Consider the following 14,794-nt stretch of genomic DNA (forward strand, 5'->3'; position numbering starts at 1 on the left):
TGCATTTTCGACAAATTCGATGATTTACAACGGTCGAGCACATGTTCCTCACATAAATGAATCGCATTTGACGAAATCGCATGTTCGGTCTGCTATAGTCACGATCAATTTCCACGAGGCAATACGTGCCTTGTGGCGTACCGGAGCGTTGTTCCGGCTGACCTTTAGCGAGCTTCCATGTTTTCTTCGAAAATGACGATCGGCGCCCGTCTGGCGCTCGGTTTTGGCGCCGTGCTGGCGCTGATGATGGTGTTGACGGCGCTGGCAGTGAGCCGCGTCGGCAACATCGATGCCACCCTGAACCGTATCAATGACGTCAACAACGTCAAGCAACGCCACGCCATCAATTTCCGCGGCAGCGTGCACGACCGCGCGATCGCCCTGCGCGACGTGGTGCTGGCCGGCGACAACGCCGCCGCCCAGCCAGCCATCAAACAGATCCGCGTGCTGGCCGCAAATTACGAACGCGCTGGCGTGGCGCTGGACGCCATGTTCGCCGCGCGCAGCGATATCCTCGCCGACGAGAAAAACGCACTGGCCGCGATCAAGGAAGACGAGCGCAAGACCCAGCCGGTGATCGCGAAGGTGCTCGAACTGCGCCTGGCCGGCGACGTCGACGGCGCCCGCACGCTGCTGGCGCAAAGCGCGGCGCCCGCGTTTGTCTCCTGGCTGGCCAGCGTGAACCGCCTGATCGATCTCGAAGAACAATTGAACAAGGAGTCCGCCGCCGAGGCGCGCGCGCTGACCGGCAGTTTCCTTGCCTGGATGGCAGTGCTGTGCGCGATTGCGGTGGCGGCCGGCGCGCTGGGCGCCTGGTTCATCAGCCGCGGCCTGCTGGGCGAGCTTGGCGGCCAGCCGGGCTATGCCGCCCACATCGTGCGCAGCATTGCCGCCGGCAACCTCGGCGTGCAGATCGACACCAAGCCGGGCGACCGCTCCAGCCTGCTGTTCGCGATGCAGGGCATGCGCGACAGCCTGGTGGGCATCGTCTCGCAAGTGCGCACCGGCACCCTGACCATTGCGAATGCCTCGACCGAGATCGCCGCCGGCAACCAGGATTTGTCGAACCGCACCGAAAACCAGGCCGACACCCTGAAGGACACCGCCTCGTCGATGGAAGAGCTGACCGGCACCGTGCGCCAGAATGCGGATAATGCACGCCAGGCGAATGCGCTGGCCGAATCGGCTTCGGAAGTGGCACTCAAGGGCGGCGCCGTGGTGGCGCAAGTGGTCGAGACCATGGCCTCGATCAACGCTTCCTCGAAGCAGATCGTCGACATCATCGGCGTGATCGACGGCATCGCTTTCCAGACCAACATCCTGGCCTTGAATGCTGCAGTGGAAGCGGCCCGTGCCGGCGAACAGGGACGCGGCTTCGCCGTCGTCGCCACCGAGGTGCGCAACCTGGCCCAGCGCTCGGCCGCCGCTGCGCGTGAAATCAAGACCCTGATCGGCAGTTCCGTCGAACGTGTCGACGCCGGCGCCAGATTGGTCGACGAGGCCGGCAGCACGATGGAAGAGATCGTCACCAGCGTCAAGCGCGTGACCGACATCATGGCCGAGATCAGTTCGGCCAGCGCCGAGCAGAGCGCCGGCATCGAGCAGGTCAACAGCGCCATTGGCCGCATGGACGAGGCAACGCGCCAGAACGCCAGCCTGGTCGAGCAGGCCAGTGCCGCCGCTGCGTCGTTGCAGGACGAAGCGGCCACCCTGGCCGAGGTCGTCAGTGTGTTTAAAATGGAACAGCAACACGGCCGAACTGTTGCTTTCAAGCCGCAACATGCCGCCTTGGCGATGTCGGTTTGAACAGGGACAAAAATATTTCTGAATGGGAAGATATCCTGAATCTTAGAATTGCCTTGAAGCATTTCTTCGAACCGGATATTTCCCATGTTCAAATCTTTGCTTTCTCTCGCGCTGCTGGCCAGCGCAACCGTCCAGGCCGCTGAACTGACCGCGCTCGAACAGCGCTGGCTGCAAGCGGCGGCTCCGGTCCTCGGGTATTCCCAACAATTGAAGCTGCCGATCGACATCATCGTCCAGCCGCAGGCACGTGCCACCGACGTGCCGCTGGCGATCGGTTTCGCCGGCGGCCGTTGCAAGCTGGTCTTGTCGCTGCGCGGCAATCCGCAGGCCGAAGCCGTGTTTGCGGGCGTGCCGGAAGCTGCCCAGGGCGAATTGATCGAAGCGATGGCGGCGCATGAAATCGCCCATTGCTGGCGCCATGCGAAGGGCGCCTGGAATGCGCTGCCGGCCGGCTTCGTGGAAGACGGCGAGGAAACGGCCAGCGACGGCTCGCTCCTGGTGATCTCGCGTGCACTGCGCGAATCGCGCCGCGAGGAAGCCTTTGCCGACATGGCCGCGCTGGCCTGGACGCGCCACAAGCATCCGGAATCGTATGCGCGCGTGCATGGCTGGCTGGCCTCGGTGCGGGCCGGGCAGACGCCGCGCGGCGGGCACGACACCCGTGCCTGGGTGGCGCTGGCAAGGGACGGCGAGCGCTTCGGCAGCGCGAGTGCGCCCTTCGAGGATGCCGGGCCGATCTGGCGCGAAGGGCTCCTGCAGGACTGAGGGGAACCGCCCTGGAACCGGGGCCGGCCCGACCACATTTATGGTATTTTCGGCAAGTGTTCGTTGTCGCACAGATGTTGTTTAGGTGCCAGCGTTTAATGGTGTCATCACAACAACTGACACAAGGGACACCGCCATGAAATCGTTGCTCGCCACTTTGCTGGCTACCGCAGCCGGCGCCGCTTTCGCCGCCGCACCAGCTACTGCCCCCACCCAGGATTCAGCGACCTACCGCAGCGCGACCGAGAAGGCCGCTTCCGACTACAAGCTTGCCGCTAAAAAATGCGATGCCAAGAAGGGTGCCGAGAAGGATGGCTGCCTGGACAACGCCAAGTCGGTACGCACCGCCGCGCTGGCCGATGCCAAAGCCGGCCGTGACGGCTCGACCACTGCTGCAGGCAGCGCCGGCCTGATCGCCAGCACCGACACCAAGGATCCGGTCAAGGCCGCAGCGGTCGCCAAGTGCGAGCAGACCACCGGCGGCGCCAACACCGGTTGCCTGGTCGACAGCAAAGGCAATGTGACGACGATGACCGGCCGCGCCGAAAACGCGACCGAACGTGCCGCCGACAACACCAAGGCCGCCGCCGTCACCGCCGTCGACAAGACCAAAGCTGTCGCATCGACCGTTGCCGAGAAGACCAGGGAAGTCGCTTCGAACGTGGTCGACAAGACCAAGGCAGCCGCCTCGACCGTGGCCCGGAAGACCGAGAACGCAGCCGAAAACGTCGGCGACAAGTCGCGCCAGGTCGCTGCCGAGACCCGTCAGGAAACCAAGGAAGCCGCGGTCAAGACCGACAACGCGACCGACCGCGCTGCCGACAAGACCCGTGACGCCGGCCGTACCACCGCCGTCGCCGCCTCCGACACGGCCCTCACCACCAAGGTGAAAGCGAGCCTGCTGGCACAGCCGGAACTGAGCTCGCTGGGCATCCACGTCGAGACCGAAAAGGGTGTCGTCATGCTGAGCGGCTTCGTCGAATCGAAGGCCGAGGCCGACAAGGCACTCAAAGCTGCCAAGGCAGTCGAAGGCGTGAGCAGCGTGAAGAGCGCGATCAAGGTCAAGTAAGCCCGCTCTCGGCGGTCCCGCACCGCTTCGTTCAACGCGCGCAGTCATCTTGATGACAGCGCGCGTTGTCGTATGCGCGCCGCATTCGCGCCCCTTGGCGGCGTCTGCCGGTCATGTATTCCCGTGAGGCAGCAGGTGCGCGGGTATAATTTTCAGGTGAATAAACTAGAAGCCTTCGGATACATCGTGGCGCAAGCCTCCCGCGGTGATATCACCCTCCCTACCAGCGTCAATGCCGTGCTGCGCCTGCAGCAGGCGCTCGACGATCCCGACTGTCCGCTCGACGAGGCGATCCGCCTGGTGCTGGCCGAGCCCTTGCTGGCCGCGCGCACGGTCGCGCTGGCCAATTCAGCTGCCTTCAGCGGCGGCGGCGCGCCCGTGACGAATGTCCGCGCTGCGATTACGCGCATGGGCTACCGGCGCCTGCAGGCGCTCGTTGCCAGCCTGCTGGTGCGCCAGTTCGGCAGCCGCATCAAGGACCCTGGCCTGCGCGCCAAGGCCGAACAGCTCTGGCAGCACACGACCCATGTGGCCGCGCTGGCCTGGTCGCTGGCGCGCCACGTGACCGGCGCCAATCCGGACACGGCGCTGTTCGCCGGCATCATCCACGAAGTCGGCGGCTTTTATCTGCTCTCGCGCGCCGACGAATTTCCCGGTCTGCTCGACGACGACGCGGAAAAATGGGGTGAACTGTGCGAGGACGTGGTCGGCCTCGAGGTCCTGAAAAAGCTGTCGGTGCCGGCGCCGGTGGCCGAGGCGATCGGCCAGATGCGCCGCGCCTGGATCAACATGCCGCCCTCGACCCTGCTCGACACGCTGCTGCTGGCGAACCAGTACGCGCCGGTCGCGTCCCCGCTCGGCGCGGCGCTGCCCGCCTTGCCCGAGCATGCCGACAGCGCGCTCGACTTCGTCATCGACGAACAACTGCTGGCGTCGATACGGCACGAGGCCGCCGAGACCTGCAAGGCGATGGGCGGGCCGCTCCTGGTCTAAGGATTATCCAGCTCAATCAAGGGCCGGGAACCAAGGACGAGGCCAGCCGTTCTAACCGTAGGGACTTGGCCTGCGGGAGGGAGCGTGAATCCTTGTTTGACGGGCTTGCCGTCGAAGATCGTGCAGGTGCTGTTCCTGCTCTGCCTGCTCGCGGCGCCGGCTGTGCCGGCGCAACCCGGTCCCGCCCATCCCGCTAGTCCTGCCGCAAGCCTGCTCACCGTCGACGGGCCGATCGGTCCGGCCTATGCCGACTACGTCGAGCGCGGCATCGCCGCGGCGGCAGCGAAGAGGCATCGGCTCGTCGTTCTGCAGATCGACACCCCCGGCGGCCTGGACACCGCCATGCGCCTTACCGTGCGCGCCATCCTCGCCGCACCGATTCCCGTCGCCTGTTTCGTCGCGCCCAGCGGCGCCCGCGCGGCCAGCGCCGGCACCTATATTTTGTACGCCTGCCATGTCGCGGCGATGGCGCCCGGCACCAACCTGGGCGCGGCCACGCCGGTGCAAATCGGCGCCGGACCTGATCCGCCGCGCGACGCTTCGCCGGGCGACGCTTCGCCGGGCGACGCTTCGCCAGGAGACGCAGCACCGGGCGCCGTCAAGCCGGGCGAGGCCAAACCGGGCGAGGCCAAGAAACCCTCGACGCTGGAAAACAAGGCCGTCAACGATGCCGCCGCCTATCTGCGCGGCCTGGCGCAGCTGCGCGGACGCAACGCGGTTTGGGCCGAGGCATCGGTGCGCCAGTCACTCAGCCTGTCGGCCGAGGACGCGCTTGAGGCCAAGGTCATCGACATCGTCGCGCGCGATGTGCCAAGCCTGCTGGCGCAGGCGAACGGACGCAGCGTCAGCGTGCGTGGCCAGCCCTGGCGCGTCGACAGCGCCGCCATGGCCGTCGTCGCCACGCCGCCCGATTGGCGCACGCGCCTGCTGGCGGCCATCACCAATCCCAGCGTCGCCCTGATCCTGCTGTCGGTCGGCGTCTACGGCCTGCTCTTCGAATTCATGAGTCCGGGCGCGGTGCTGCCGGGCGTGGTGGGCGCGATCTGCCTGCTGCTCGGCCTCTACGGTTTGCAGCTGCTGCCGATCAATTATTCGGGGCTGGCGCTGATCTTCTTCGGCCTGGCCTGCATGATTGCCGAAGCCTTCCTGCCCAGCTTTGGCGTGATCGGCTTCGGCGGCGTGATCGCCTTCGTGATCGGCGCCTTGCTGCTGCTCGACAGCGAGGCGCCTGGCTTCGGCCTGCCGCTGGGGCTGGTGGCCGGCATCGGCCTCACCGCCGCGCTGCTGGTGGGCGCCACGGCCAACGTCGCCTTGCGCACGCGGCGCCGGCCGCGCACGGGCGTGCTGGCCTCGCTCGAAGGCAGCATCGGTGAAGTGCTGGGCGAGGGCTGGGCGAATGTGGGCGGCGAGACCTGGCAGGTGGCGGCCGAAACGCCCCTGGCACGTGGCGAGCGGGTGCGCGTGCTGGGACGGCGCGGCCGCGTGCTGCTGGTGGCCCCGCTTGCGCAGGCGCCGCCGGGGCGCGCACCGCCCGCGGAACCGGACGAGGGCAAGCGAACCTACTAGGAGACTGCCATGCTGTTCGAACTGAGTTTCGGCCTGTCCTTGCTGGTCGTGGTGGCGCTGGTGCTGCTCGCCATGTCGGTACGCGTGCTGCGCGAATACGAGCGCGGGGTCGTGTTCCAGCTCGGGCGCTTCTGGGCGGTGAAGGGGCCGGGCCTGATCATCCTGATCCCGGTGCTGCAGCAGATGGTGCGGGTTGACCTGCGCACCATCGTCCTCGACGTGCCAAAGCAGGACGTGATCTCGCGCGACAACGTGTCGGTGAAGGTGAATGCGGTGCTGTATTTCCGCGTGGTCGATCCCGAGCGCGCCATCATCCAGGTGGCCAATTTCCTGGAAGCGACCAGCCAGCTGGCCCAGACGACGCTGCGCTCGGTGCTCGGCAAGCACGAGCTGGACGACATGCTGGCCGAGCGCGAGCGCCTGAACATCGATATCCAGCAAGTGCTCGACGCTCAGACCGATGCCTGGGGCATCAAGGTCGCGAATGTCGAAATCAAGCACGTCGACCTCGACGAATCGATGGTGCGCGCCATCGCCCGCCAGGCCGAAGCCGAACGCGAACGGCGCGCCAAGGTCATCCACGCCGAGGGCGAGCTGCAGGCCTCCGAAAAGCTGATGCAGGCCGCCGAAGTGCTGGCCCGGCAGCGCGGCGCGATGCAGCTGCGCTACCTGCAGACCCTGTCGACGCTGGCCAGCGACAAGACCGCGACCATCGTGTTTCCCTTGCCAGTCGAGATGCTGTCAAACCTGATGGGAGGGCGAGAGCAGTAGCGCCTTCGTTTTTGTATGAGCTCGCCTGGAACAGTTCCCGTATCTATGGACTCCACCCGTTTTGCAAGAAGAAGATTGAATTTCTGCCGTTAGGAAGAGTTGCGTGTATCTATTCGGCCTGTTCGGTGAGCGCTCTTCGTGCTCTGGCCCTGATGTGATACGCGCGTCGGGATCCATATAGGGTGCCGGCCTTGAGGGCCGTTACGGTTCTCGGATTCGCCCGACGCCGGTCCGACCTGTTGGCATCATTCGTTCTTCATCATCGCAAACTTGGCGGTATTGCTCCTTCTATTCGTTCGGTATTTCAGACCGGTCTGGTCGTGATGTTCGACCAGACCGGAACATAGCTTCGACCATGTGCCAACAGTGCCCAGATCACCCTGGCCATTTTGTTGGCCAATGCAACTGCGGCCACATTGAAACTTCGACGCTCGGCGACTTTCCTGGCCCAGCAAAGTTGGCGATCAGGCTTGTTAGCCGCGCTGCGCAGCGCACTACGCGCGCCATGGATTAAGAACGTTCGTAGGTGACTGTCGCCCTTGCACGTGATGCCATACAGGCGCTGCTTTCCTCCGCTGCTGTGCTCGCGTGGCACCAACCCCAGGTTCGCTGCAAAATCGCGGCCGCTACGGAAGTGGTGCGGGTCAGCCACGCTGGCAATCACTGCCGTCGCGATAATCGGACCGACGCCCGGTATCTCCATCAGTTTTTGAGCCGTCTCCGCTTTGGCTGCCTGGTTCAACCTGCGTTCGTACGCCAGGATCCGTTGCTCCTTGTCGTCGAGTTGTTCCTTCAGTTCCCGAAACGTCGTCAGCGCCGAGCCGGACAGGCCGTTCTCGGGATCGGCCAGCCAAGCCATGAGCCCATCGCGGAACCTGGCAACACCCTTTGCAAATACCTGGCCGTACTCGCCGGCGAAGGCGCGAAGGCGGTTGATCAACGCGACACGCTCCGTCATCAGCGCACTGCGCGCACGGTGCAGCATCTGCAAATCCTGCTGGGCCGGGGTATTGATCGGGACGTACTTGGTCGAGCTACGCGATCGGGCTTCAGCAATTGCAGCAGCGTCGTTGGTGTCATTCTTGTTGCCAGTCACGAAGGCCCGGGTGTGCTGGGCAGCGATCAGCTTGACGTCGTGTCCCAGCGCGATCAGTTCCCGGGCCCAATAGTGGGAACCTGCGCATGCTTCGATACCGACTGCCATCGGCGGCAACTCCCTGAACGCCCGCAGCACCTCGCTGCGTTTCCACTTGCGCTGCCAGATCCGTTTGCCGTTACGGTCCTGCGCCACCGCGACAAATACGTCCTTGGCGATATCCAAGCCAGCTACTTTTGCGTTAGCATTCACAGTGACTCCCCCTCTTGTCTTTGCTTGCCAGCCCAATCTGGCACGCTTGGCACAATGATGCCGTTAGCAGGAGGGTGGAGTCCATCACATTAGGGTGGGCACTCTGTGCCCACGCGGATCAAGCGCTACGATCAGCACACGCAACAGCGCCACGTTCGTCAGCACAGGAGCAATTAAAAACTCACTCCCGCTGCAACCTCAACGCCCCAGCCCCCGACTGCATCGCCAGCATCCCCACCGCCAGCAACACCCCCGCAAACGCCAGCCCCGCCGCCACCCACTGCGGCGCCGCATACGAATACCCCAGCGTCAGCGGAATCCCCCCCAGGAAGGCCCCGGTCGCATTCCCGACATTGAACCCCGACTGCCCCAGCGAGGACCCCAGCATTTCCGCCTCGCGCGAATGCTCCATCAACAGCATCTGGATCGGCGGCCCCATTGCCAGCGCATTCGCGCCGGTGGCAAAGGCCAGCACCAGCATGGCCGTCTGCGAAGTCGCGAACAGGCCGTTCATCGCGAGCAGGGCGGTCATGGTCGTGAGCAGGATGACGATCGCGTGGATCGGCGCGAAGCGGTCCGCCAGCCGGCCGCCCAGCACCACGCCCACCGTCATGCCGACGCCGACCACCGTCATGATCATCGGGATCTGGCCAGGGGCGAAGCGCGACAAGTCGGTCAGCAGCGGCGCGATATAGCTGAACCAGGCGAAGAAGCCGCCGGTACCGATCGAGGTGATCGCCAGCGCCATCCACAGGCCCGGTTTTCTGAAAATGCCCAGGTCTTTCCTGAAGCCGGCACTCGGACGCGCCTCGATCACCGGCACCCATTGCCTGAGGCTGATGGCAGTGAGCAGGCCAATGGCGGCCACGATCAGGAACACCAGGCGCCAGCTGAAGTTATGGCCGAGGTAAGTACCAAGCGGCACGCCGATCACGTTGGCCAGGGTCAGGCCGGTGAACATGGTCGCCATCGCCGCAGCTACTTTCCCTTTTTCCGCCAGGCGGCTGGCGACGACCGCGCCGACGCCGAAGAAGGCGCCGTGCGGCAAGCCGGCGAGGAAGCGCGATACCAGCATCAGCCCGAAATTCGGCGCCAGCGCGGACAGCGCATTGAAGACCGCGAACATCAGCATGAACCAGATCAGCACGCTGCGCGGCGGGCGTTTCGCTACCAGGCTGACCAGGGTTGGCGCACCGACCACGACGCCGAGAGCGTAGGCGGTAATCAGGTAGCCGGCTTGCGGAATCGTGATATCCAGGCCGCCGGCGATATCGGGGAGGATGCCCATCATGACGAATTCGGTCATGCCGATGCCGAAGCCGCCAAGGGCCAGCGGGAGCAGGCTTTTCTTGATCAAAATAGATGTCTTTACAGTGGTGACGCCGGAAGAGCGTGTGAAAAAACCTAGGCGCATCGTCGAAGACAGTACGCAAGTACGGCGAGACGATGCAACGCAGCCATGGAGGATTTTTTCACACGCTCGTCGGGCGCCATGCCGGGCCGAGTGGAACCGGCCACTATAGCCCGCACGGTTGAACCCGTCCGCTTTCCGCTCGTGATGTCGGGTATTCGGCGGCCTGATAGTGGGGGCAGCCCTTCATGGCTCGTCGTCGCGCAACCAGCCAATCCGTCCGTGGCCGGCGTCGTTCAGGCGCGCGGCCAGCGCCGGGGCATCGTCCTCGGCCATGCTGAAGGTAAGCATGACCGCGTCGCCATGGCTGACCTCGAGCAGGGTGGCCCCCGCGGCATCGAGTTCGCGCCGGATCATGCCTTCCTGCGCATACGGCGCCGTGCAGCGCAAAGTCGTCTTGCGGATGATGGCCACCTTCTCGGCCTGCAGCAGGGCCTGGGCCACGCTGTCGGTATAAGCCCGCACCAGCCCGCCGGCGCCCAGTTTGACGCCGCCAAAATAGCGCACGACGGTCGCCAGCACGCCTTCCAGGTCCTGGTGGCGCAGCACGTCGAGCATGGGGCGCCCGGCCGTGCCGCTTGGTTCGCCGTCGTCGACCGCAGCCGATTGTCCGCCCGCCAGCAGCGCCCAGCAGACGTGGGCCGCCTGCGGATGCTGGGCGCGCAGGCTTGCCACCACGGCCTGCGCACTGGCGCGGTCCGTCATCGGCTGCACGCAGGCGATGAAACGGCTCTTCTTGATGAGCAGTTCGTGATGGACAGGGGCAGGGAGGGTGTAGGGCATGGACGCCGTGGCAAGCCGAAACAAAAACGCCAACCGTGAAGGTTGGCGTTTTCGCTGAATCTTTGGTAGGCCGTGCGGGATTCGAACCTGCGACCAACGGATTAAAAGTCCGCTGCTCTACCAGCTGAGCTAACGACCCGAAGAAGGCAAGATTATAGCCGGACTCTTGCGAATGTCCAAGAACTTCCTGCGCGGCAGTGCTTCGGCAAGGTGAAACTCAGGTTTCGACGTTCTTGTCTTCCGCTTGTGCCTGCTTCATGGCTTGCGGTTCGAGCTTCTCCGCTTCGACGTTCATCCGGACGAAGAAACCCCAGCCTGCCAGCAGGAGCGCCGCGGCGACACCGATCGACGCGACATGCGGCAGCAGTTCCGGTCTCGTGTGCATGAACTGGAATACCCCGACCAGGCATTCGACGCCAAGCGAGACCACAACCACGATCATGAAGCGCGACAGGAAACGGCGCAGGCGGGTCGGCGAACTGACGTGCACCTCGCGCTGAACCTCTTCTTCCAGCACCGTCTGGCCCAGTTCGAGGGCGGCCACGGCAATCGTCAGCAAGCCGATGCATTCGAGGATCAGGCGGAAGCGCTCCTGCACCGATTGCTCGTCACTGGGGCTAAAGGCCGACCAGATTTCGATGGCGCCGAGCACAACCAGGCCCAGGCCGCAGATGAGAAAGAGGATGGCGATCGAAACGTAACCGATGGCGCTTATTTTTAGCAGGAATTTCACAGAAGCCTCGAGATTGAATATGTAGAAACTTTAGCATCATTGCTGAACAGTCCAGTGTTCGGCAGGATATCTTGTCCAAAATGATGCGGCGCACAACGCGGGTGCATCTTTTGCACCAAGGGGTAGTGCAGCCAGGGGCAGTGCATGCGTTTCACCCCGGTGGCATTACTGGCACAGACCTTGCATATCCAATATCAGCGCAATGAAGCGCCCCGAGTCCTGCCATTGCTGGCAGAGCCCACCAAGACAACGACGTCTACCAAAACATGAACGTGTTCATGTTGGGTACGCGTCGTTTTTTTTGCCTGACACCATTAGGGATGTGCGATGAATTATCAGAAACCAGAAGACAAGAGCGCCGTGCCGGCAGGCGCCGACGAGGTCAATCTCGCGCGCAGGAGCGTGATTCACGGCGCAGGCCTGGCAGCGGCGGGCAGCCTGCTGGGCCTGGCGACGGGAGGCGTGTGGGCGGCAGGATCGGACAAGCCTGAAAAAGAAGAAATCCGGATCGGCTTCATTCCGCTGACCGACTGCGCATCCGTCGTGATGGCCTCGGTGCTCGGCCTCGATAAAAAATACGGCGTCAAATTCGTGCTCAGCAAGGAGGCTTCCTGGGCCGGCGTGCGCGACAAGCTGGCCAACGGCGATCTGGATGCGGCCCATGTTCTATATGGCCTGCTGTACGGCGTGCAGATGGGGATCGGCGGCCAGAAGAAGGACATGGCCGTGCTGATGGGCCTGAATAACAACGGCCAGGCCATCACGCTCTCGAAACAGCTGGCCGACAAGGGCGCGGTCGACGGCCCCTCGCTGGCCAAACTGATGCGTACAGAAAAACGCGACTTCACCTTCGCTCAGACCTTCCCGACCGGCACCCACGCGATGTGGCTGTACTACTGGCTGGCGGCGAACGGCATCAATCCGATGAAGGATGCCAAGGTCATTACCGTGCCGCCGCCGCAGATGGTGGCCAATATGCGGGTCGGGAACATGGACGGCTTCTGCGTGGGCGAGCCGTGGGGTCACCGCGCCATCATGGACGGCATCGGCATCACCGCCACCACCACGCAGGACATCTGGCGCGACCATCCCGAGAAGGTATTAGGCAGCACGCTGGAATTTGCGAAGAAGCACCCGAACACCTGCCGCGCGATGATGGCCGCCATCCTGGAAGCGGGCAAATGGATCGATGCCTCGCTGGCCAACAAGAACAAGATGGCCGAAGTCATCGCCGCCAAGTCCTACGTCAACACCAGCAAGGACGCGATCGACCAGCGCATCATGGGCCGCTACCAGAATGGCCTCGGTAAAACCTGGGACGACCAGAACCACATGAAGTTCTACAACGAAGGCACGGTCAACTTCCCGTATCTGTCGGACGGCATGTGGTTCATGACCCAGCATCGCCGCTGGGGCCTGCTGAAGGACGATCCGGACTACCTGGCCGTGGCCACCTCGGTCAACCAGGTCGACCTGTTCAAGGAGGCCGCCACGCTGACGAAGACACCGATTCCGAAAAGCCTGATGCGCACCTCGAAGCTGATGGATGGCGTCGTCTGGGATGGCAAGAATCCGAAAGCCTACGCCGCCTCGTTCAAGATCAAGACCTGATTCACCCCCTCGCCACAGAAGGAACTGCCATGAGCGCCATCCTGAAATCCGAACTGCCCGAGCGGCGGCCTGCCATCGCTGCGGTCAGCGCCGCCGCGGCGCCTTCGCTCCCTGCGCGCAAGCAGGAATCCACAGCGGCGCGCGGCAAGCCGCTGTTTGCCGCGGCGGTCAAGCTGGTCCTGCCGCCCTTGATGGGGATCGCGCTTGTGGTGCTGGTGTGGCAAATCATCGCGACCCACAATACCGCCTTCCCGTCGCCGCTGGCGACCTTCAAGGAAGCGCTGGTGCTGTTCGCCGACCCCTTCTACCGCAACAGCCCGAACGACCAGGGCATCGGCTGGAACGTGCTGGCCTCGCTGCAGCGCGTAGGGGTGGGCTTCGGACTGGCGGCGCTGGTCGGCATTCCGCTCGGTTTCATGATCGGCAGGGTGAAGTTCATCGGCAGCATGTTCGGCCCGATCATCAGCCTGCTCAAGCCGGTGTCGCCGCTGGCCTGGCTGCCGATTGGCCTGCTGGTGTTCAAGTCGGCCGACCCGGCTGCGATCTGGTCGATCTTCATCTGCTCGATCTGGCCGATGGTGATCAACACCGCCGTCGGCGTGCAGCGCGTGCCGCAGGATTACATGAACGTGGCGCGGGTGCTGAACCTGTCCGAATGGAAGGTGCTGACCAAGATCCTGCTGCCTTCGGCGCTGCCCTACATCCTCACCGGCGTGCGCCTTGCGATCGGCACCGCCTGGCTGGTGATCGTGGCGGCGGAGATGCTGACCGGCGGCGTGGGCATCGGCTTCTGGGTGTGGGACGAGTGGAACAACCTGAACGTCGCACACATCATCATCGCCATCGTCATCATCGGCGTGGTCGGCTTGCTGCTCGAGCAGGCGCTGATGGCGCTGGCCCGTGCGCTCACCCACGAACAAGTAGCCAACTGAAAGGCGCGACCATGAATGCTTCGACTCCGAAATTCATCGACATCACCGGCGTGGAAATGGCCTTCCACACCAAAAAGGGCGTGTTCCAGGCGCTGCAGGGCATCGACCTGTCGGTGCGCAAGGGCGAATTCGTCACCCTGATCGGCCACTCCGGCTGCGGCAAGTCGACGCTGCTCAATTTAATCGCCGGCCTGTTGAAACCGACCGCCGGGGTGCTGCTGTGCGCCAACCGCGAAATCGCCGGACCGTCGCCCGAGCGCGCGGTGGTGTTCCAGAACCACTCGCTGCTGCCATGGCTGACATGCTACGAAAACATCCATCTCGGCGTCGAGCGGGTCTTTGGCCGCAACGAAGACCGCGCTCGGCTGCGCGAGCGCACCGAGGAGGCGCTCGCGTTGGTCGGCTTGACGAGCGCCGGCGCCAAGCGTCCGCATGAAATCTCGGGCGGCATGAAGCAGCGCGTCGGCATCGCCCGCGCCCTGGCGATGCAGCCGAAGGTGCTGCTCATGGACGAACCCTTCGGCGCACTCGATGCGCTCACGCGCGCTCACCTGCAGGACGAGCTGCTCAAGATCGTCGCCGCCACGAAGTCCACCGTGGTCATGGTCACGCACGACGTGGACGAAGCGGTGCTGCTGTCGGACCGCATCGTCATGCTGACCAATGGCCCGGCCGCGACCATCGGCGAGATCGTCGACGTCGGGCTGGAGCGTCCGCGCGACCGCGTCGCGCTGGCCCAGGATGCGCGCTATACCGAACACCGCAAGGCGGTGCTCGAATTCTTGTACCGCAAGCAGGCGCATCCGGTGACGCAAGCGGCCTGACGCCCGCCCCGGCATCGGCCGGAATTGAAAAACGCCAGGCTGCGCAGCCTGGCGTTTTTTTTCGCGCCTCGGCGATGCGCGAGTGTTGCCAATTCATCTCGTTTCCGAACGTCATGACGATGCGCAAACGTCGCGACGGCTAGTGCTTGTATCTTGGCAACGCCTTTCCACATCACGCTGTG

General features: G+C 64.1%; 13 protein-coding genes and 1 tRNA gene. 9 read left to right on the forward strand and 5 right to left on the reverse strand.

All coding sequences use genetic code 11. From position 1 onward, the window contains the following. The first annotated feature begins 177 nt into the window (after positions 1 to 177). The 6 genes from NMB41_RS05055 to NMB41_RS05080 all read left to right on the forward strand — a co-directional run bounded on the left by NMB41_RS05055 (position 178) and on the right by NMB41_RS05080 (position 6,970). Positions 178 to 1,806 carry a methyl-accepting chemotaxis protein gene (locus tag NMB41_RS05055; RefSeq protein WP_494381390.1) on the forward strand — a complete coding sequence of 543 codons (1,629 nt, stop codon included), beginning with the start codon at positions 178 to 180 and terminating at the stop codon, positions 1,804 to 1,806. 84 nt (positions 1,807 to 1,890) lie between these two features. After that, a complete protein-coding gene (locus NMB41_RS05060) occupies positions 1,891 to 2,571 on the forward strand; it encodes a hypothetical protein (protein WP_494381391.1) in 681 nt (226 codons plus the stop codon). A 136-nt stretch (positions 2,572 to 2,707) separates the two neighbouring features. Beyond that, positions 2,708 to 3,640: a BON domain-containing protein gene (locus tag NMB41_RS05065; protein WP_494381392.1), complete on the forward strand. Its 933-nt coding sequence runs from the start codon at positions 2,708 to 2,710 to the stop codon at positions 3,638 to 3,640. A 186-nt stretch (positions 3,641 to 3,826) separates the two neighbouring features. After that, on the forward strand, positions 3,827 to 4,633 hold the full coding sequence (locus NMB41_RS05070; protein WP_494381393.1) for an HDOD domain-containing protein: 807 nt from the start codon (positions 3,827 to 3,829) through the stop codon (positions 4,631 to 4,633). An 84-nt stretch (positions 4,634 to 4,717) separates the two neighbouring features. Beyond that, entirely contained in the window at positions 4,718 to 6,199 is a 1,482-nt protein-coding gene (locus NMB41_RS05075; RefSeq protein WP_494381394.1) for an NfeD family protein, read from the forward strand. Positions 6,200 to 6,208: 9 nt separating this feature from the next. After that, positions 6,209 to 6,970, forward strand: coding sequence for a slipin family protein (locus tag NMB41_RS05080; RefSeq protein WP_494381395.1), 762 nt, complete (start codon positions 6,209 to 6,211; stop codon positions 6,968 to 6,970). A 304-nt stretch (positions 6,971 to 7,274) separates the two neighbouring features. Here the strand turns inward: NMB41_RS05080 and NMB41_RS05085 are convergent, their stop codons facing one another. From NMB41_RS05085 to NMB41_RS05105, 5 genes are all read right to left on the reverse strand, one after another. Further along, the gene (locus tag NMB41_RS05085; RefSeq protein WP_494379946.1) at positions 7,275 to 8,291 is read right to left on the reverse strand and encodes an IS110 family RNA-guided transposase; all 1,017 of its coding nucleotides are present in this window, start codon (positions 8,289 to 8,291) and stop codon (positions 7,275 to 7,277) included. A 208-nt stretch (positions 8,292 to 8,499) separates the two neighbouring features. Then, the gene (locus NMB41_RS05090) at positions 8,500 to 9,675 is read right to left on the reverse strand and encodes an MFS transporter (RefSeq protein WP_494381396.1); all 1,176 of its coding nucleotides are present in this window, start codon (positions 9,673 to 9,675) and stop codon (positions 8,500 to 8,502) included. A gap of 240 nt (positions 9,676 to 9,915) precedes the next feature. Continuing rightward, on the reverse strand, positions 9,916 to 10,512 hold the full coding sequence (locus NMB41_RS05095) for an IMPACT family protein (RefSeq protein ID WP_494381397.1): 597 nt from the start codon (positions 10,510 to 10,512) through the stop codon (positions 9,916 to 9,918). Positions 10,513 to 10,575: 63 nt separating this feature from the next. Continuing rightward, a tRNA-Lys gene (locus NMB41_RS05100) sits at positions 10,576 to 10,651 on the reverse strand. A 78-nt stretch (positions 10,652 to 10,729) separates the two neighbouring features. Beyond that, positions 10,730 to 11,245 carry a hypothetical protein gene (locus NMB41_RS05105; RefSeq protein WP_494381398.1) on the reverse strand — a complete coding sequence of 172 codons (516 nt, stop codon included), beginning with the start codon at positions 11,243 to 11,245 and terminating at the stop codon, positions 10,730 to 10,732. Between the two features lie 327 nt (positions 11,246 to 11,572). Here NMB41_RS05105 and NMB41_RS05110 point away from each other — a divergent pair, with 327 nt between their 5' ends. The 3 genes from NMB41_RS05110 to NMB41_RS05120 are packed head-to-tail and all read left to right on the forward strand — an operon-like array spanning position 11,573 to position 14,612. After that, positions 11,573 to 12,856, forward strand: a complete 1,284-nt coding sequence (locus NMB41_RS05110) for a CmpA/NrtA family ABC transporter substrate-binding protein (RefSeq protein ID WP_494381399.1) — start codon at positions 11,573 to 11,575, stop codon at positions 12,854 to 12,856. A 29-nt stretch (positions 12,857 to 12,885) separates the two neighbouring features. Beyond that, the gene (gene ntrB, locus NMB41_RS05115; RefSeq protein ID WP_494381400.1) at positions 12,886 to 13,788 is read left to right on the forward strand and encodes a nitrate ABC transporter permease; all 903 of its coding nucleotides are present in this window, start codon (positions 12,886 to 12,888) and stop codon (positions 13,786 to 13,788) included. An 11-nt stretch (positions 13,789 to 13,799) separates the two neighbouring features. Continuing rightward, positions 13,800 to 14,612 (forward strand): ABC transporter ATP-binding protein, encoded by an 813-nt coding sequence (locus tag NMB41_RS05120; protein ID WP_494381401.1) that lies wholly within the window; start codon positions 13,800 to 13,802, stop codon positions 14,610 to 14,612. Positions 14,613 to 14,794 lie beyond the last annotated feature (182 nt).

The organism is Massilia sp. FBCC-B171, from assembly GCF_059134155.1.